Source organism: Bacteroidota bacterium, from assembly GCA_018266755.1.
Classification (GTDB): domain Bacteria; phylum Bacteroidota; class Ignavibacteria; order Palsa-1295; family Palsa-1295; genus JAFDZW01.
On the sequence record JAFDZW010000001.1, the window covers coordinates 225,669 to 244,649 of the forward strand.

Consider the following 18,981-nt stretch of genomic DNA (forward strand, 5'->3'; position numbering starts at 1 on the left):
TCTCATTCGATTTCCATGCTCAACGCAGCAGAATTAAAGACGAAAAAGATCGTCGAACTCAACGACCTCGCCAAGAAACTTGGCATCGAAGGTGCTCAGGACCTCCGCAAGCAAGACTTGATCTTTAAAATACTCGAAGCCGATTCGAACCAGACACAGCGTTCGCGGCCGCAGCCCAATGGCAAAGGCCCGACCCCTGCCGAAGAAGAGAGCGGGCCCGCCGCATCCGGTGTGCTCGAGTTGCTTCCCGATGGCTACGGCTTCTTGCGCTCGCCGGATTATAACTATCTGCCGTCGCCCGATGACATCTATGTCTCGCCGTCGCAGGTCAAGAAGTTTCAGCTTCGCACCGGTGACACGGTCGAAGGCTCGGTCAGGCCACCGAAGGATAGCGAGCGATTTTTCGCATTACTGAAGGTCGATCGTGTTAACTACCAACCGCCCGAGTTCACCCGCGACCGCCCGCTCTTCGATAACCTCACGCCGCTTTATCCCAACGAACAGATCAAACTCGAGACCTCGCCCGGCGAGTACTCGATGCGTATCATGGATCTCGTCAGCCCGATCGGTAAAGGGCAGCGCGGACTGATCGTCGCACAGCCGAAGTCGGGCAAGACGATCATCCTTCAGAAGATCGCAAACTCGATCGTTCGCAACCATCCGGAAGTAAAACTCATCGTGTTGTTGATCGACGAACGTCCGGAAGAAGTGACGGATATGGAGCGTTCGGTGCGCGCCGAGGTGGTTGCCTCGACGTTCGACGAACCGCCGGAGCGTCACGTTCAGGTCGCCGAGATGGTGATCGAAAAAGCAAAGCGCCTCGTCGAAGCAAAGCAGGATGTTGTTATCCTTCTCGATTCGATCACGCGTTTGGCGCGTGCCCATAATACGGTGACCCCGCACTCGGGTAAGATCCTTTCCGGCGGTGTCGATGCGAATGCATTACACAAGCCGAAGCGCTTCTTCGGTGCTGCGCGTAATATCGAAGAGGGTGGCTCGCTCACGATTATCGCGACTGCGCTGATCGAAACGGGCTCGAGAATGGACGAAGTCATCTTCGAAGAATTCAAAGGTACGGGCAATATGGAAATTATGCTCGATCGCAAACTCTCCGATCGTCGTCTGTTCCCGGCAATCAACGTCAATATGTCCGGTACGCGTAAAGAAGAATTGCTTCTTAGCGCCGACGAACTCAATCGTATTTATATCCTTCGTAAGTTGCTCGCGGATTACAATCCGATCGAGGCGATGGAATTCCTGCTCGAGAAGATGCAAGGCACCAAGAGCAACAAAGAATTCTTGCGCTCGATGTCGAGCTGATCGTAATGTCGATGTTCTGAATTCAGAAATCCGAACTATAAAGAAGAGCCGGCGTTTCGCCGGCTCTTCTGTTATGGGTGTCATTCTGAGCAACGCGAAGAATCCCTTGAGGTATGCACGAAACGCGCGAGCATGCCCGAAGGGATTCTTCGCTTCGCACAGAATGACAGGTGGTGGTTAGAACTGCGCGTTCGAATACACGTTCTGGACGTCTTCGTTATCTTCGAGCGCTTCGAGAAGCTTTTGGAGTCGTTCGCTGATGTGTTCGTCAATCGCAACGAGGTTCGATGCGACGAGGCCCACTTTATCTTCTTCGATAGGGATATTTGCGGCAGCAAGCGCATTCATGACCGACTCGAATTGCTCCGGTGTGGTATCGATCTCGAAGAATTCCGGATCGTCGGTCTTCAAATCGTCCGCGCCGGCATCGAGTACAATCGCGAGGAGTTCGTCTTCATTATGGCCTTCTTTCGGGACGAGGATGATCCCGCGTTTTGTGAACATCCATCCAACGGAGCCGCTGTCGCCGAGTGTTGCATTGTACTTGCCGATGATATGACGGATCTCACCGATGGTCCGATTTCGGTTGTCGGTTGCTGCTTCGACCATGATTGCAACGCCACCCGGCCCATATACTTCGTAGGTCAACTCTTCGAGGGCCGCACCGCCATCGGCCCCGGAGCCGCGTGCGATGGCGCGTTTGATGTTGTCGTTCGGCATCGAGGCCTTGCGAGCTCGCTCGATGGCGAGCCGCAGACGCGCATTTCCATCCGGATCGGGGCCGCCGAGACGCGCTGCGATCATGATCTCCTTGATCATACGCGTGAACATCTGTCCGCGCTTGCCGTCGACGATCGCTTTTTTCCGTTTGATCTGCGACCACTTGGAATGACCGGACATATACTACCGAAAATCTTTAAGTACTAACTGCGGGGTCACGCGCCCACCGAAATCATTTTCATCGAGTGCGAATACCATTTCGAGATCGCTGCGAAGTTTGCCGGGCGATGCCGAGAGCTCGCTGACGCGGTCACCGAGTCCGAAACCAATCGCATCGACCGCCGCACCGCCGATGCACAGCGGAACGGTATTCGGGCTGGGATACTGTCCTTTCGGTTGTATGGTCTGCGCAGGCCGTACGTTACATTTCAGATGCGGCACAGCCTTGCCCACAATTCGCGGATACCCAACCACCTGAATGTCTTTTGCTGCGAAGAGCGGACGTGCATTGTCGGGGCCGAACGGTGCAAGCTGCCGGATGACGGCGAAAAACTTCGGCGTCAGGTCGGCAAGCGTGATTTCGGCATCGATGTGTAACTCACGCTCCATCATTTCTTCGGTGAACATTTCTCGCGCGACATCATTGATCGCTTCGCGGAATTCGTTCACTCGCTCGGGCTGCATCGATACTCCGGCGGCATATTTGTGCCCGCCGAACGTGATCAGCTTATCTTCGCATCGCTTCAGCGCCGAGTGGATATCGAAGTTGTTGATCGAACGCGCACTACCTTTTGCGACGCCGTCGATCGTCGTCATCAGCACGACCGGCAAATGATACCGCTCGACGAGCCGCGATGCAACGATCCCGATCACACCGGCATGCCAATCGGGATTATGGACGACAATGATGCGGTCGCGCTCGCGGTTGAGGATACGGTCGACGATCTGGCTGGCCTCGGCAAATGCTTCTTCGTCTATCTTCCTCCGGTTCAGATTTTCTTCTTCGAGCACGAGTGCGCTCAGCGCCGCGCCATCTGCGCTGGTGGACATCAGCAGTTCGACCGACCGGCTGCCTTCGCCGAGACGCCCTGCCGCATTGATGCGCGGTGCGAGTCCGAAAACGATCTGTGTCGTCGTGATCTTGCCAAGCACGATATTCGCACCCTGGATCAGTGCTTTGATCCCCGGACGAGGAGACTCGTTGAGAAGCTTCAGCCCATAGTGCACCATAATCCGGTTCTCGCCGGTAAGCGAAACGATATCGGCGGAACTGGCAAGTGCGACAAAGTCGAGGTACTCATACGCTTTCTCAGGAGTGCCGTAGGATCGGGCAAGCGATTGAATCAGTTTGAACCCGACGCCGCAGCCGCAGAGATGTTTGAAGGGATACTCACAGCCCGGTTTGATCGGGTTGAGGATCGCATTGGCATTGGGCAGGGTATCGGTCGGCTCGTGATGGTCGCAGATAATGACGTCCATCCCTTTCGAGCGGGCGTACGCCACCGCATCGATTGCCGTTACGCCGCAGTCGATTGAGATGAGCAGATCGGGTTTGCCTTCGGCCAACAGGCGGTCTAGACTGGCAGCCGTCAGTCCGTAGCCTTCGGTGAAGCGGTTTGGGATGTGGAACGCAACGTTTGCCCCAAGCGACCGCAGATACATTGTCATCATCGCCGTACTCGTGGTGCCGTCCACGTCGTAATCGCCATACACTGCAATACGCTCGCCGTGCGCAACGGCTGTGCGGATTCGTTCGGTGGCGACCACCATATCAGACATCAGAGCAGGGTCGAGCAGATCGTCGAGCGACGGGCGAAAGAATACCCGCGCTTCGTCGAACGTGCGCACCCCACGACTTACGAGGATCGATGCAATACTCTCCGGTACATTTAATTCTTGAGATAAACTGCGTATAACGAGTTCGTCCGCCGCAGAAACCTGCGGCAGCCGCCAACGATAACGCACGTAGAGCTACCTTTCATAATTAATTAACTGTAACTACTAACTCTCTCAGCAGGGAGTTCGTGCCACAGTATGAAGGTGGGTAGTGTCACAGTGTTGGCGTTATTTATACCGTCATTCTGAGCGAAGCGAAGAATCCCTTGATGAAACGCAGTGTGGCTCCGTCAAAGGGAGTCCTCGCGGAGTGTACACTGAGCAACGCGAAGGTGCTCAGAATGACGTCGGCGTAAACCATTCAAACGGAGACATTTATTGGGAGTGACCCCGTGGAGCACATGTGAAGTATATGGTAGGAATCAGGATCCTTTATAAGGTAAGATTCTAGTCAAAGTCTTTATAAATAAAGAGTTAGTAGGAGTTAATACTTGTATTGGGTCAAATATTGTTTTGCTCTTTTTTGTCAGCGGGTGTATTTTTCAGTGAACTCGTTGATATGTCTTGGGAAAAACTCCTCCCGAAAATATGAATACCCGTGGCTTAACCCAGGACCTATACGCAATGAGTAGAGCCTAGTGAGCATTGTTTAGTGCTGTAGATGCACTACTCTCGGGGCTTTTGTGGTGCATCTGCAGTACATACTTATTCAACGACGCATCTCCAATAATAATAATACTTTATTGATTGTATTTTTGCAATAATACAGGAATTATTTGCTGAATACATGGTTTATGTTTACACATCATCGATCATTTCTTGTGGGTTACAGTGCTTTGAGTTTTGCACACTTGCCCACCGCACATACAGGAGAGTCACTAGTACGCCATGCCCGGACAGCTTGAGCAATTTGTTCGCTCACTTGATCCATTGGAACGTAAGCAGATACGACCCCTTCAATTCCGTGGGGCGAAGCGTTCTATTGTATTGCATCTGCTGCGGGATCGTTCGAATGCACCGACCAATGCAGGCGATGCACGCAGCGCACAGAAACTCTCGCGTGAGAGGCTTGCCCAAGTCAAAGGTGAAATCCTTCAGGTGCTCTACAAGCAATTGGTACCAACCGGTGGAGTCGATATCATTGTTTTTCTTGCACGAAAAGGACTCTACCAGCATCTGACACGAGAGATGCGCAGGCAAGAGTCCGCCGTCTGTAGATCCACCCAGCGAGAGATTGTCGCGCAATTTTACAAGGATACTGTCACACAACTCGCGTTCATTCTCTATCCGTGGAGTATTCCGGATGCGCTTGCCAGTGAAGTTCGGCGTTACATTTCAGAATATGTCCTGATTGCCGAATCGGACTATGGGTTTGCACAGCTTGTAGTGCTCGCTCGAATCCATCAGGAGCTCGAGCACACACTCAAAGGCAGCACGACGCTCGACACGGTCAACAGAATGATCGAGGAGCTTGAACGGTTGATGCAGTCTGAGTCCGGTGCCGAGAATTCGCTCGTTCGTTTCGGCGTGGGATTTATGCTATTGCGGATCTGTGCGGAGATCGCTTGCTCTCATGAACGCACCATCCGATATTGCGAGTATGCGTTGAAGGTGACGGAGGATCTCGCCGCATCGCTCGGAGAACAGGCACCGGTGTTTCGACTGATCTGCCGGATGAATCATCCCGAACAGCGGAATAATTTTGCGTTGGAAGTCAAAGACTTTCTCAACTCCCCCTCGTTCGATCCGTCAATTTCGTCGATGCGGTACCTCGAGCAATTTCTCCCGTTTCTATTGCATGCTGGCGAGCACGAGTTCGTGGAACAGTATCTGGCACGACCCGAGAAACGAGAAGTCGACACGATACATCATTCGCTTGTACGTGTCATCTGCATGATCTATCGCGACGAACACGATGCTGCCGGCGCGATGCTGCAGGATCTGCTCAATCGTAATCGAGGTGACCGGCGAACACTTGTACAGGAGTTGCATCTGCGATGTATCGACAGTTATCTCCACTCGGTCCGTGGCGACCACGTATGGGCGGAGGAAACCCTCTCACGACACATCCGCTACATCCGTCAGCATGCCGGGACCCGCGAAGAATGCCCGCATCTGATCTTCACACAACAATTACTGCGATTGATCCGCGAGGCCGAGAAGGGATCGAGGGAGCGAGCACAGCAACTCTGCTCCGCGTATGTTGCAGAACACAGCGGACCGATCCACTATCGGTTCATGATCGAACGAACGTATCAACGGTATTTCGAAGGACGATAAGTTTCGTCGATAGTACGAGATATATACGGTCTACTTGTTCCTCCGTATTTTTAACTTAATGACTATCTACAATCCCTCTTCGGCCTGTCTCCAGGATTGCCATTATCACCGGCACGAGCCGGGGTTTGGGGCGACGGTGGCGCTTTCGGGCGGGGGAGGCTTCTGCGTTTCGCGAGCGGTGCAGATCGAACGATAGGTGCTCCCACGTTTGGTTGTAACCTTTGCGAGGTTCGGGTGTCAATTATTCGTAGATACTGCAATTCGATGAGATGACCAAGTTGATCCCACTCTACGTGTTGCTAACACTCTTGCCTCTTGGCACCGGTGACGTGTGTGCCCAGTGGGAGAAAATGAACATCCCGCAGTCGCTCGATGCCGTTAACCCGAGGTACTGCTTCTGTGGCGCCTATCTCTTCATTTCTCCGAACTCGGGGTCGCTTGTTCGAATCAGCTACCACGGTGCGGCCTCAGAAGAACTCGCCTCGCACTTCCCGCACCAAGACCTGGGGGCGTATAGCAAAGGATTGTCCGGCATAACAAGCATCGGGGGGTACCTGATCGCTTCGTTCGGTACGGTGTGGCCGGAGGCTGACTCCCTCGACGGCATTTATCGATCCTCGGATTTCGGGCTTACTTGGCTGCAGGTGAAGGACACCAACGCGATCGGGATTCGGGCATACCGAATGCTCTGCGTTGGCACGAGATTGTTGGCAGAAGATGGCTATTTCTTCCGCAGTGATGATTCGGGTGCGACTTGGCAGGTCGTTGGTGGTGGTCCCAACGGATTAATGACCGATCTGTGTGGGAGAGGTGATCAATTGTACGCGACCACGCAACAGAGCGGTCTGTTTCGCTCTTCCGATTTCGGAGCAACTTGGGAAAACATTGGGGGCGAGCTTGCGAAAGACTTCCTGTACGGAGTTGCAGTGTCCGGGTCCATGCTATTCGTATCTGGCTACAACTTCTACACTTCGCAAGATAGCGGCTCGACATGGAGTGTGATCACACACGACTATCTCGCGGGCGGTGCCCGTTATGTAGTGCCAGTGCACGGCTCGGTGCTTGCTGCCGGGTTACGCGCGGATGCGGGGATATTCCAAACACGCGACAACGGGATCACGTGGAGCAATGTTGGAGGCAACCTCGCTGCGAGCGGAGTAAGTCTTTTGACGGCCGACTCACAATATGTATTCGCAGTTTCGGGAGACCTGTATCGCCGATCGATCGAAGACCTCGGAGTCGAGGCGAATTTGCGTGACAATGCTACCAGCGACCAGTTCCTCCTCACCCTCGAAGGTGATCGGCTGAGCCTGCGATACTTCTCGCGCATCAACATCGATCATCCGATACTCGAGTTGTACGATATCCTCGGGAAGCTCGTATTTACTACCACCCTCGAACCTGCTGTGAGCGGCTGGAACCGTGCAAGCTGTGCGTTGCCATCGTTGCCGGGCGGGACGCACGTCTGTCGCGTGAGCGGGGGAGGGCTCTGCGTTTCGCGAGTCGTGCAGATCGATCTATAGGAGCACCGATGTTTAGGTGTAACCTTTTTGGAGTCAAGGTGTCTTGTTATCATCGAGACTACCCTACGATGACGAAGCTGATGATTTTCTGTCTACTGCTCGTACTGCTGCCGATCAGTGTCGGTAATGCACTTGCGCAGTGGACTCGGTGCAATGGTCCTTATGCGTGCAGAGTCAATGCCGTTACAACGATTGGAGCGACGCTCATTGCGGCCACAGACAGGGATGTATGGTGGTCACGAGACAGTGGCAATACCTGGTCTGAGGGCGGGTGCATAAACATTTATGCACCAAGTCTTACACCCTACGTTATCCGCTTTGTCGCGACAGCCAAGGGATTCGTATTTGCTGTCACGGACTCGAGTTATTGCTACCGATCTGCCGATTCTGGAAAGGTATGGAAACGGATGGATGGGTCTGGGTTAGGCTCTGTAACCTCGGTGCTGAGCGTCGATTCAGTCGTGCTTGCTGTTGACGACGGCATTCTGAAACGGACCACAGATTATGGCCAGTCATGGTCTACCGTACTTCCGGCTCTCAAGATTCGTAACTACACCTCCCCGGTCGTCAGCAAGAACACGCTCTACCTGTTGCTTGATAGCGGCATGGCGATATCGACAGATGCAGGTGATCACTGGAGTATGCGTTCGTTTGTATGGCCACCCGAAGTCCATCTGTTTGATGAATTAGAAGGCATGTGGTTTGTAGAATGCGGCACTCAGGGGATGTTTGTTTCCCGTGATAGCGGGCAACACTGGGTAAAGTCGTTGGCGGGGCTTGAAGAACTCCACGCAACCACCCTCGCAACAACAGATGCAGGCATCTATGCCGGCACCCTACAGGATGGCCTCTTTCTATCGACCGATCTGGGAGTGACCTGGAGGGGGAGCGATCCTAGTATCCCAGACGGACATATTACGTGCACCAGAGCATTCGGGGATGGTGTGTTGGTCGGCACGGACGTTGCACTTTTCTTCAGGAGGATTCAGGATTCTATTTGGAAGCAGTGTACCATTCCTGCGCTGCCAGTAACAGTGGTAGATCTTGGGACGTATCGCGGTCAGCTGGTCGCAGGATCCTACTCTGGCCTATTCTTTTCGAGTGATGGCGGTACGACATGGCATGTCGCGAATGCCCGCACGGGGGTAGGCTACACCAACGACATGGTCGGTGGTATTGTAATAGAGGCTGATACCGTTTGGGTAGGCTCCGACGGCGGGAGTGTGTGTCGCTCGAGCGATGGGGGCTTGTCTTGGAACTGCTATCGGGTCGAGATGGTCACAACACCTATCTTTCATTTGTGGGCTCACGATCGCGTTTTCCTGGCCTCGTCGTATTATGAAACGTATAGGTCTCAAAATGGAGGAATAACTTGGACGTTCCTAAACCCGCCTGATCAACGTCATGCTTTAGACTTCTTTTCTGGCGTAGATTCTGTTGTCTACGGGTGGGCAAACCTGATACTCTACCGGTCTTCTGATTTGGCAAAACACTGGCAGCCGGCTCAATTCCCCCAACCTAGCGGTACACCTCGGCAGATCTGTAGTGCGGATTCAAGCTTCTTCTTCACTGCTGACAGTGGTCTTTTCCGTTCTACTGACTTGGGTGAGAACTGGGATAAGATAGGCTTCGGGCTGCCAGCGGGGAGCTTTCGGATGATCTCGTCCGACAGCAGACGGTACCTAACCACCTTATCTCAGGGAGCCTTCTTTATTTCATCAGACCAAGGCAGTAGTTGGCAAAAGACAGTCTCTGCTCCGGCGCGGGAATCCAAATTCGCCACTTGGTTCTTTCTTGATACCATTCTCTACGTGTCGCAGAGCATTGACGGAGCGTTTGAGACAAGTGCCGGCCTCTGGAAGCGGAGTTTCACCGAACTACTCGCCCGCAGTCCAGATTATGCACGTTCACTGGAATGTGAAATATCCCCCAACCCGTACGAAGTTGGTGCGACACCGCTCCATCTCAAGATTCGGAATTACGGTGCGACTCAGCCGACTTTGATGTTGGTAGACATGCTCGGGCGAACTTGGGCTGTGCGCTCGGATGCGATCTCGATGCATAGCGGTGCAGATATGGATGTAAGGTTACCATCCCTTGCACCTGGCCCGTATGTGCTACAGGTTGTGTCGGAAGGCGCGATTTCGAGTTCACTTTTGGTGATCAGGTAAGAACTGTGCAATGTGTTGAGTTCTCGGCGTATTTTTGGCTTCGTGAACTACCTACAGGATCTTTTCGGACTTTCGGGAAAGACCGCCATCGTTACCGGCGCGAGCCGCGGGCTTGGGCGGGCTGCTTCACTTGCGCTTTCGGGAGCGGGTGCTAACATGGTGCTCGTCGGGCGTGATGGTGTTGCGCTTGATGAAACCAAGCGCGAGCTTTCGGGCGAGGCGATGATCGTCGAAGCAGATGTGACCTCCGCGAGTGATCTCGAACGGACGATCGATGCGGCGAAACACCAGTTTGGTGCGATCGACATCCTCGTCAATAATGCCGGCATCATACGTCGCTCACCCGCGATGGAATACTCGATCGAAGACTGGGATGCGGTGATCGAGACGAACCTGACGGCAGTGTTCGAATGGTCGCAAGCCTGCGCGCGTGAGATGGCGAAACGCGGCGGCGGGAAAATCATTAATATTGCATCGCTCCTCTCGTTTACCGGCGGGATGAATGTTGTTGCGTATGCCGCAGCAAAAGGTGGCGTCGCACAACTCACGAAGGCTATGGCGAATGAGTTTGCGTCGCATGGGATTACTGTCAACGCGATCGCTCCGGGATATTTCGAGACCGATGCGACAGCCGGTGTCCGGCAGAACCCGGATCGCATGTCACAACTACTCTCTCGGATTCCGTTGGGACGATTCGGCCGTCCCGACGAACTTGCAGGTGCGTTCGTTTTCCTCGCATCGCATGCCTCCGATTACATGACCGGGCACATTCTCACAGTCGATGGCGGTTTCAATTCCTACTAAGCGATTCTCTGTGAACCTCTGTGCATCCTCTGTGTACCTCTGTGGTTAAAGATTCTGCTCAACCACAGAGGTACACAGAGGGCACACAGAGTCGCACAGAGAGTGAGTGGCAGATTCACCGTTACTTCATCAGTAGATGTCACACAAGTGGTTGTTTCGCAATACTGCATCGCAACGAGGTCGGCACATTTCGATCTCGCCTGCGAACAGCGAGTTCAAGTTCATCTCTGCGGGTCGTATTATCCTTGATCAGAGTATGCCATCTGCAACGGGGAGTAATCCCGGTTCGGAGACGACACTGCTGTGTTTGCATGGCAGCGGTCGCGTTACCGTGGATGGGAAGACGTACGAGTGTTCGCGTTTTGACGGGATGTACATTCCGCGAGGTGCCGAATTCGAGGTCACGACGGATGATTACGTCGATATCGTGGAGGCGTCGAGCCCCACGTCCAAAGATCACCCGGTCCGCTATGTGAATTTCGAAAACGAAGTGAAGGAGAGCGATTCGCTTACGCTCCGTGTCGGCGCCGAGCCATATTACCGGGATATCCATAAAGTGATCGCCGAGAATGTCGAAGGCTCGCGGCTTTTGATGGGCGTGACCATGTCGAAGCCCGGCAACTGGACGAGCTGGCCGCCGCACGAGCATGCCGACACTCGCGAAGAACTCTACCTCTTTTTCGACATGCCGCGTCCGGGATTCGGGACGCAGTTTATCTACCATGATCTGATGAATCCGGAATTCTCCGAACCGGTGTTCGGGAACGACGCGGTCACCATTGTCGAAGGATACCATCCGAATGTCGCCGCGCCAGGCTACCCGATCAATTTCTGCTGGGCGCTGTGTTCGCTTGAGGACGATACCTGGCGCACGCTTGCGAACGTGAACGTTCAGAAAGGGTTCGAGACCATGCCGACAGGATTAAAGTAGAACCAACGATGCAGTGGCTCCGGCTATCGCCGGACGCGCACCTGTTAAAACTGGCTCCACGTTTGGAAGTACTGATGAAAGAGATATTAGATTTTTTTGAGACACTCTACACCCCGCTGGTGAGCGACACCATGGATAAACTTGGCATTCACGGCCAAGTGGTCGATCACGCAGTGCAGTCGATGTTGTTCGACCCTCAGCTGAAGGTTGCAGGCATTGCGTATCCGTGTAGGGTCGTTCCGACACGGGAGTATGTCGAGATTGGTACCTTGCTCGAGATGGTCGATTCGATCCCTGCGGACTCGATGGTACTGGTCGCTGCCGATTCCGATATCGATGCCGCACTCTGGGGAGGCATGATGTCATCTCGGTCGAAGGCCAGGGGAGCTCGAGGTGCGGCGGTCAATGGCGGGGTACGGGACGTCGAACAGATCGCCGACCTCAATTTCCCTGTGTTCGGTACATATCGTTGCGTCAAAGATATCCGTACCCGAGGATATATGGCCGAATATAATTGTGCGGTCAACTTCGGAGGTGTCGAGGTACGGCCCGGTGATATTGCCTTTGCCGACGCAAATGGGATAGTAATCATACCATCGCAGCACCTACACTCTATCCTTGCCGTACTTACCGAAGCAAAGTTGAATGAAGACCGAACGATTAGCGGCCTCTCGGAAGGGAAAAGTGCTCAATCCTTATACAGTGAGTATAAAGCATTTTGAAGAAATCTCCATTCGCAATTTTTTCAGAATCTTATTAATTCCATATTTCTTATTTTGGCAAAATATGTAATTTTGAATTTATAAATAATTGTTTTATAATAAGTTACTAGAGAATTTCCAATATTAAGTGAATATTACCGAATGGCCCGTTTCTTGCATAATCTACCGATCTTGAGACAAAGATTTGGAACCAGGTGTCAATGACACGTATATTTGCGGCGAGAAGTTTCTGAGCTGCCACGGGATACAGCTCTTAGTAAGCGATATCACATTTAGATATTCATCTTCTCAGCCAGAGGGCTGCAATACTATTGCATTCTCTGACCAGTTTTTGTTTTTTACGGGATACAACTATTATCAATAACCGCGCGTCATTGCGCGAGTGGCAATCCTTAGCTCACAACCACGGAGAGTTCTGGAGGCTACTTCACAACAGATACTGATCTGTAGGATCAGAGACGGATTCAATGCGAAATCTATTTTTGCGGCTTTTGCTGCTCATCGGGATTCTGTTGCCTTTTTCGAAGGTAAGGGGACAAGGAAACGTCAGGACGTTCGGTGCCGGCGCACTCGCGCTCGATAACCGAAGTGTGCCGTTCCGCTCCGTTACCATCGATGCACCAACTGGATTGTTGCAAAGCTATTCGTTGCATTTCCCAACGTCTGCTCCGCAGGATCCTACGTTCAATACGCTGGTATTTGACCAGGCTGGCAACGGAATCTGGTCGAATAGTTCACTGCCCCCGCTCGCACCGGGCGCAATCTGGTATGGTAATGCGCAGGGAGTTGCTACTCAACTTCCCCCAGGACAGGCTGGTACCATATTAGCCATTGGCCAAAATGGCTTACCGTACTATACACCGACCCTTCCTCCCTCGACATCCGTCAATCCGGCACAGATTGTCAGCGGCACGCTGCCGCCAGGGACGAATATCAACGTATCGCCGGGATCTTCTCTTACCGTCAATGGTGGTGTTGTACAATCGAATCAGCTTGTCGGCAGCGGTCCTGGGAAATATTCCGGATCAGTCACCATCCCGCAAAACGCGCTGACGATGACGATCCCATATCCGGGGATCATCTCCAGCTCTGTCGTGATCGTATCGATCGTCGACCCGAGCGGCCAGACCGACGGTGTGAGCGTCACGGGCATCACACCCGGTGCAAGTTTTACAATTCAGTTCACCGGTTTCTATCCGACGACCACCGGGCAGCTGAATTATTGCGTGATCAATTAATCAACGAAGAATTTTGAATTCCACGGGTATACAATCATTGATAATGAATACTCAACTAATCACAATCCATACAACTCAGACAATGAAAGCACTCTCTATTGCACTGGTACTCGCGCTTGTAGGCGGGTTCACGTTTACCGCGAATGCACAGAATGCAGCACCGTTTGCCGGCGGTGTGAAGCTCCAACAAGGTGGCGGAACGTCGCCTTCGTTCGGCTTGACGTTTGCGGCGAAGCAAACCTACACCGGAAATATGCAGCTCAACTTCGTACAGCCCACGGGTAATGGTATCCTGAAGGTGTCGAACTGGGGTACAAACGCTGGTGATGTCAACGTCACGACACTGGATCTCGCCAGCCCGTCGGATGTCGGAACAAGCATCCTCAGCATCGCCAACGGCGGTACGGGTGCGAGCACGGCCAATGGCGCGCTCAATAATCTGTTGCCGACGCAGACGAGCAACGGCGGAAAGTTCTTGACGACCGATGGTACGAATGCATCGTGGTCCACTGCAGTGACCTCGGTCGGCCTTTCGTTGCCGTCGATCTTCACCGTCAGCAACTCGCCGGTGACCACAACAGGTACGTTGACGGCTACACTCGCCAACCAGGGCGGAAACACGGTCTTCGCTGCTCCGGCGGATGGTTCGACGGGCGCACCGTCATTCCGCAACCTCGTTGCTTCGGACATCCCGAATCTGGATGCAGCCAAGATCACGACCGGTACGTTGCCGGTTAACCGTGGCGGTACGGGCGTAACGTCCCTCACACCGTATGGTGTACTGACAGCGAATGCTGCTGGTGACGGTATCGTATCGACCACGCTTGATTCCGGCCAAATCATGATCGGTTCGCACGGCGGCGCGGCTGTTGCAGCGAAGCTCACCGCAGGCTCGGGGATCTCGATCACGAACGGAAACGGCTCGATCACGATCTCGCAGAACAACTCGAACTTCATCAATAAGAAGCGTATTGCCCTCAGTCAGACCTCGGTGAGCTATACCGGTCAGACCCCGCCGGCTGGCTTCACGTTGAACGCGAACTCCATTGTTACGATTACGGTCATGGAGACAGGCGGATACCCGATCACGGCAACCGTATCGAATATCGATACGGCGAACAACACGTTCGACTTTGTGATCTCGGGTTATGTGAGCACCGCAACAAGCTTTGCTCTTGTTAGCTTCCAGAACTAAGCAATCTGATAGTTATCGGTTGTATGGATTTACAGATGGCGCCGGGCAGTAGCTCCTGCCTTGGGATCTTCACCCGGCGCCTTCCGTACTGAACCGATCGAATCAACTACCATTCGGGAAAGAATACGATGCTGTCTATGCGGAGAGTAATGCGATATCTGTCGGTGCTGATGATTGCGCTCGGAGCAATCCCATCGCTCCGTGCACAGCAGTCGCTCTATCGCTTGCGCTTGCAAGACTCGCTGAGCCATGCGCTCACACTTGGCGGGCCGAGCACTGGGTTCTCGTCAAATTGGACACTGCGCTTTCCCGGAAGTGGGGCCAGCGCCGGATCGTTGCTCTACGCCTCCGATGGCGCCGGGCAGCTCTCATGGCTGACCCCCGGTTCGAACACACAGGTACTGACTCTCGTTGGCGGAGTGCCCACCTGGGCCCCACCCGCCTCCAGCGGAACAGTCACCAGTGTCGGACTCTCGCTTCCAACGAACGAGTTTACCGTAACGAACTCGCCTGTGAGTTCTTCAGGGACGCTCACCGGTTCGTGGAAAACACAAGCTCAGAATCTCGTATTCGCTTCGCCGAATGCTTCGACGGGAGTGCCATCGTTCCGTGCCCTCGTAGCCGGTGACATTCCGTCACTCGCATACGTCACAAGTGTCGGTCTTTCTCTTCCGTCGTTATTCACAGTCAGCGGTTCCCCGGTGACCACGAGCGGTACGCTCAGCGCAACGCTTGCCACGCAGTCGGCTAACATGGTATTCGCCGGCCCGACGACCGGTGTTGCCGCGGCTCCGACCTTCCGGTCGTTGGTTGCATCGGATATTCCGTCACTTGCATATGTCACGAGCGTGGGATTGTCCATGCCGTCCGGCTTCACGGTATCGAACTCTCCGATTACATCGAACGGTACGCTTGCCGTCACGACAACGCTCAACGGTCCGCTTCGCGGTAACGGTAGCGGGTTTACGACCGGCAATCTGAATCTTGCCTCGGAAGTCACGGGCACGCTTGGCGTAACCAATGGTGGAACGGGCACGAACACACAGTTCACGCAGGGCAGCGTGATCTTCGCCGGTGCGAGCGGCGTGTACTCGCAGAACAATGCAAGTTTCTTCTGGGACAATTCGAATAGCCGGCTTGGGATCGGAACGAGTAGCCCCGGGACATCACTCGATATCAACGGTGCATTGACCAACCGTGAGACGTCGCTCGCGGTCGCCTCGAACGCCGCCACGATCCCATCGAACTCAAGTCAGATCCAATTGACAGGTGCTGCAACAGGGACTGTTGCCTTGACCGGACCGACGACGCCACCGACGGGTCAGCGGTTAGTCGTGTACAATAACACGACGGGCGGCAATGCAGCGACGCTTGCCGGATATACAATTCCGAACGGACAAGCGATCGAGTTCGTCTACACCAACGGCGCATGGAGATCGGTCACGGGTACGACCGCCCCAACCGGTGGAACTGTCACGAGTATCGGTCTGACGATGCCAACAGGGTTCAGCGTGGCAAATTCACCAATTACGACAAACGGGACGCTTGCCGTCACTACGTCGCTCAACGGACCGCTGCGTGGAAATGGTACCGGATTTACCACAGGTAACACGAGCCTTACTTCGGAAGTATCTGGAATCCTGCCTGTCGCGAATGGCGGTACAGGGTTGAACACTTCTGCGACCGCAACTGGCAGCCTGCTCTATACATCGTCAGCAGGAACGTGGTCGACGCTTTCCCCCGGCGCCAACACCAACGTACTGACCTTGGTGGGTGGTGTACCGACCTGGCAGGCCCCTGCGACGAATGGAACGGTGACGAGCGTCGGACTTTCCATGCCATCGATCTTCTCAGTCTCTAATTCGCCGGTCACCACGAGCGGCACCTTGACGGCAACGCTTGCCACACAGTCTGCCAACATGGTATTCGCCGGCCCGACGACCGGTGTTGCTGCGGCCCCGACCTTCCGGTCGTTGGTTGCATCGGATATCCCATCACTTGCATATGTCACGAGCGTGGGATTGTCCATGCCGTCCGGCTTCACGGTGACAAACTCTCCAATTACATCGAACGGTACGCTTGCCGTCACGACAACGCTCAACGGTCCGCTTCGCGGTAACGGCAGCGGGTTCACGACCGGCAATCTGAATCTTGCCTCGGAAGTTACGGGCACGCTTGGCGTAACCAACGGTGGGACGGGCACGAACACGCAGTTCACGCAGGGCAGTGTAATCTTTGCCGGTGCGAGCGGTGTGTACTCGCAGAACAATGCAAGTTTCTTCTGGGACAATTCGAATAGCCGACTCGGGATCGGAACGAGTAGCCCCGGGACATCACTCGATATCAACGGTGCTCTAACCAATCGTGAGACGTCGCTCGCGGTCGCTTCCAATGCTGCCACGATCGGTGCTAATATCGGTCAGGTGCGGTTGACAGGCACTGCTACTGGTGCAATTGCTTTGACAGGACCGACGCCGACGAATGCCGGTCAGTACTTGACAGTATATAATAATACCACAGGTGGTTTTGCTGCAACGCTCAATGGATATACCATCCCGAACGGTCAGGCGTTAGAGTTTATCTACTCAAATGGTGGTTGGCGTTCGCTGATCGGCGCTACTTCTCCGGGCGGAAGCGGTACTGTCACGAGCGTGGGTCTTTCTCTTCCGTCGTTATTCACAGTCAGCGGTTCTCCGGTGACCACGAGCGGTACGCTCAGTGCTACGCTTGCCACACAGTCTGCCAACATGGTATTCGCCGGCCCGACGACCGGTGTCGCCGCAGCCCCGACGTTCCGGTCGCTGGTTGCATCGGATATCCCGTCGCTCAACTATGTAACGAGTGTGGGATTGTCTCTTCCGTCGTTATTCACAGTCAGCGGTTCTCCGGTGACCACGAGCGGTACGCTCAGCGCAACGCTTGCCACACAGTCGGCAAACATGGTATTCGCCGGCCCGACGACCGGTGTCGCCGCGGCCCCGACCTTCCGGTCGTTGGTTGCATCGGATATTCCGTCACTTGCATATGTCACGAGCGTGGGATTGTCCATGCCGTCCGGCTTCACGGTGACAAACTCTCCAATTACATCGAACGGTACGCTTGCCGTCACGACAACGCTCAACGGTCCGCTTCGCGGTAACGGCAGCGGGTTCACGACCGGCAATCTGAATCTTGCCTCGGAAGTCACGGGCACGCTTGGCGTAACCAATGGTGGAACGGGCACGAACACACAGTTCACGCAGGGCAGTGTGATCTTTGCCGGTGCGAGCGGTGTGTACTCGCAGAACAATGCAAGTTTCTTCTGGGACAATTCGAATAGCCGACTCGGGATCGGAACGAGTAGCCCGAATACATCTGTCGATATCGTAAAAGATTTCGCTACGCGGGAATATAATTATTCCACAAGTATTTCGGGTTCGAATAATAATGTTAACTTCGATGGTTCGGGCAATCTCTTCGGCATGGTGCGAATTGCATCTGCGTCGGCTGCATTTACGTTGACGAGTATTGCGGGGCCGCAAAACGGCAAGCGGATCACGATCTATAATGCGAGCAGTCAATCAATGACGTTGGCGAATCAGTCGTCAGCATCCGGGGCGACTGCCGCAAACAAGATTATCACGGGTACTGGTGCAGATGTTACAATCCCTTCCGGAGGTACGGCAAATCTGTTGTATAGTGCTACCGATTCGCGGTGGGTCGTGATGTCGAGTTCGCTTGGTAATGTATCGTCGACAGGTACTTCCTTGCAAGTCACACCGTCGGATCCAACAGGTACAAGCAGTGGGACAGGGGTCATGATGGGCCTTGGTTCATCTGCGTCCTTTACGCCGACAAAGAGCGGTAAAGTGCTCATTATAATTTCCGCGTCGGAGAATAATAACGCTGGTGGTAACGGAGGCCAAATGCAGATACGATATGGAACCGGTTCCGCCCCGAGCAATGGTGCGGCACTGACCGGAACGACTGCTGGCAATCTGGCTCAAGGATCTCCTTCTGATCCCAGCGGTGCGAATAGTGCTCAGCATCATGAGACGATTCCGATGACATGTAATGCCGTGGTAAGCATGACCGTCGGTACCACATACTGGATTGATGTGAGTGTGGCACAAATTGGCGGAGGTACAGCAGAGATAGTTGGGGTTAGTATCTCGGCGATTGAGTTTTAATGGTTTAGATAGTATAGCTGATATATTAGTTTTTCTCCCTGCTCACACGGGGTCCCGTCCCCGAAAACAACG

At 54.0% G+C, this 18,981-nt stretch carries 12 protein-coding genes; 10 read left to right on the plus strand and 2 right to left on the minus strand.

Going from position 1 to position 18,981, the window contains the following annotated elements:
• Positions 1-15: 15 nt before the first annotated feature.
• Positions 16-1,320, plus strand: a complete 1,305-nt coding sequence (gene rho, locus JSS75_00905; protein MBS1902246.1) for a transcription termination factor Rho — start codon at positions 16-18, stop codon at positions 1,318-1,320.
• A 177-nt stretch (positions 1,321-1,497) separates the two neighbouring features.
• Here the strand turns inward: rho and JSS75_00910 are convergent, their stop codons facing one another.
• Both JSS75_00910 and recJ read right to left on the minus strand, forming a co-directional pair.
• Positions 1,498-2,220 (minus strand): YebC/PmpR family DNA-binding transcriptional regulator, encoded by a 723-nt coding sequence (locus tag JSS75_00910; protein ID MBS1902247.1) that lies wholly within the window; start codon positions 2,218-2,220, stop codon positions 1,498-1,500.
• Positions 2,221-2,223: 3 nt separating this feature from the next.
• Complete coding sequence (gene recJ / locus JSS75_00915; protein MBS1902248.1) at positions 2,224-4,005, minus strand: single-stranded-DNA-specific exonuclease RecJ; 1,782 nt, start codon at positions 4,003-4,005, stop codon at positions 2,224-2,226.
• An 858-nt stretch (positions 4,006-4,863) separates the two neighbouring features.
• Between recJ and JSS75_00920 the strand changes: the two genes are divergently transcribed.
• The 9 genes from JSS75_00920 to JSS75_00960 all read left to right on the plus strand — a co-directional run bounded on the left by JSS75_00920 (position 4,864) and on the right by JSS75_00960 (position 18,909).
• Positions 4,864-6,156, plus strand: coding sequence for a hypothetical protein (locus JSS75_00920; protein ID MBS1902249.1), 1,293 nt, complete (start codon positions 4,864-4,866; stop codon positions 6,154-6,156).
• Between the two features lie 269 nt (positions 6,157-6,425).
• Positions 6,426-7,679 carry a hypothetical protein gene (locus JSS75_00925; GenBank protein MBS1902250.1) on the plus strand — a complete coding sequence of 418 codons (1,254 nt, stop codon included), beginning with the start codon at positions 6,426-6,428 and terminating at the stop codon, positions 7,677-7,679.
• An 80-nt stretch (positions 7,680-7,759) separates the two neighbouring features.
• Complete coding sequence (locus JSS75_00930) at positions 7,760-9,850, plus strand: hypothetical protein (protein MBS1902251.1); 2,091 nt, start codon at positions 7,760-7,762, stop codon at positions 9,848-9,850.
• Between the two features lie 42 nt (positions 9,851-9,892).
• Positions 9,893-10,654 (plus strand): glucose 1-dehydrogenase, encoded by a 762-nt coding sequence (locus JSS75_00935; protein MBS1902252.1) that lies wholly within the window; start codon positions 9,893-9,895, stop codon positions 10,652-10,654.
• Positions 10,655-10,790: 136 nt separating this feature from the next.
• Positions 10,791-11,585, plus strand: coding sequence for a 5-deoxy-glucuronate isomerase (locus JSS75_00940; protein ID MBS1902253.1), 795 nt, complete (start codon positions 10,791-10,793; stop codon positions 11,583-11,585).
• A gap of 74 nt (positions 11,586-11,659) precedes the next feature.
• Positions 11,660-12,307 (plus strand): RraA family protein, encoded by a 648-nt coding sequence (locus JSS75_00945; GenBank protein ID MBS1902254.1) that lies wholly within the window; start codon positions 11,660-11,662, stop codon positions 12,305-12,307.
• 467 nt (positions 12,308-12,774) lie between these two features.
• Entirely contained in the window at positions 12,775-13,545 is a 771-nt protein-coding gene (locus tag JSS75_00950; protein ID MBS1902255.1) for a hypothetical protein, read from the plus strand.
• A 43-nt stretch (positions 13,546-13,588) separates the two neighbouring features.
• A complete protein-coding gene (locus tag JSS75_00955) occupies positions 13,589-14,740 on the plus strand; it encodes a hypothetical protein (protein MBS1902256.1) in 1,152 nt (383 codons plus the stop codon).
• Positions 14,741-14,889: 149 nt separating this feature from the next.
• Entirely contained in the window at positions 14,890-18,909 is a 4,020-nt protein-coding gene (locus JSS75_00960; GenBank protein MBS1902257.1) for a hypothetical protein, read from the plus strand.
• Positions 18,910-18,981: the final 72 nt, after the last annotated feature.